This window comes from Stenotrophomonas sp. HMWF023 (assembly GCF_003060985.1).
Lineage (GTDB): Bacteria > Pseudomonadota > Gammaproteobacteria > Xanthomonadales > Xanthomonadaceae > Stenotrophomonas > Stenotrophomonas lactitubi.
Genome location: NZ_QAIJ01000101.1, coordinates 6,067 through 7,239, shown reverse-complemented (window position 1 = coordinate 7,239; position 1,173 = coordinate 6,067). Strand labels below are relative to the sequence as shown.

The 1,173-nt window shown below is 66.3% G+C and carries 2 protein-coding genes; one reads left to right on the top strand and one right to left on the bottom strand.

Translation table 11 applies throughout. From position 1 onward, the window contains the following. The coding region (locus DBR20_RS22280; protein ID WP_219927788.1) for a hypothetical protein at positions 1-277 on the bottom strand (277 nt) is incomplete at its 3' end. Between the two features lie 161 nt (positions 278-438). Here DBR20_RS22280 and DBR20_RS05155 point away from each other — a divergent pair. After that, positions 439-1,173, top strand: a 735-nt coding sequence (locus DBR20_RS05155; protein WP_258223215.1) for a hypothetical protein, incomplete at its 3' end; no start/stop codon positions are given.

Below are 1,173 nucleotides of genomic sequence, written 5' to 3'. Positions count from 1 at the left end.
GGTCGGCAGCGCGCCGCAGAACCCAGCGCAGCAGCATCGTTGCCAGCACCGCCGGCAGGTAGCCCAGACTGCCGCAGACGACCAGCAGGGAAGGTCCCACCAGTGGCCCGCCACCACCCAGGAACCAGTTGCGGGTGGCGAGGATGTACAACGCGAACGGCACCAGCAGCAACGGTGCCAGCCGCAACAGCTGCCACCGCCATCTGCCCGGACCGATCCAGCCAGCCAGTGCACCAAGCACGGCACCTGCGGCTACGATGGTGGCGATTTCATCCATGACGCGCTTCCGGAAGTCTTCCAGCCACCATTCTGGACCAGCGCCGACGGAAAGGGGATGCGGCAGACACGCAGAAGGTTGCAATGACCATCGGGACATCCCTTGCCGGCGCGCTGCCGGCGAGCATGTGCCCACTGACTGGATTTTTCCTGGGAGGCAGCATGCTTCGACGCTTGAACGCCATCATCATCCTCAGCCTGTGCAGTGCCGGCGCATTGGCCAGCGACGCGGGATTCCGTCCCAGCTTCCATCCCGACCAGCTGAAGGGACCACCTGCCGGTCGCCACAACGAAGTACTGGTGCTTGGGACAGCACATCTGTCGGAACTGCCAAAGACCTTCGAGCCGGCCATGCTGGAGCCCTTGCTGCAGCGCCTGGCACGTTGGCGCCCGCAGGCGATTGCCACCGAAAACCTGTCCGGCCTGCAGTGCGACTTCATGCGTCGCAATCCCAGCCGCTATGCCGAAAGCGTTGAAACCTACTGCTACGACACCGACGAGGCCCGCGTCGCCACCGGCCTCGACGTGCCCAGCGCCAACGCCGAGATGGGACGCCTGCTGTCGGCATGGCCGGCAAGCCCGACAGCAGCGCAGCGTCGGCACCTGGCCGCGGTATTCCTGGCCGCTGGCGAGCGCGGATCGGCGCAGGTGCAATGGCTGCGTCTGCCTGTGCAGGACCGGATCGCCGGCGACGGCCTGGATGCTGCGCTGGTCGGGATTCTCGACAAGAGCCTGACCAGCCGCAATGAAACCAACCTGGTGGCGGCAGTCCTCGCTGCCCGCCTGGGGCTGGAACGCCTGTGGGCAGTGGACGACCACACCGCCGATTCGCCCACCCCGCCCGAGGACAAAAAGGCGGCACGCGAAGCGATGATGAAGGCCTGGGACAACCCGCAC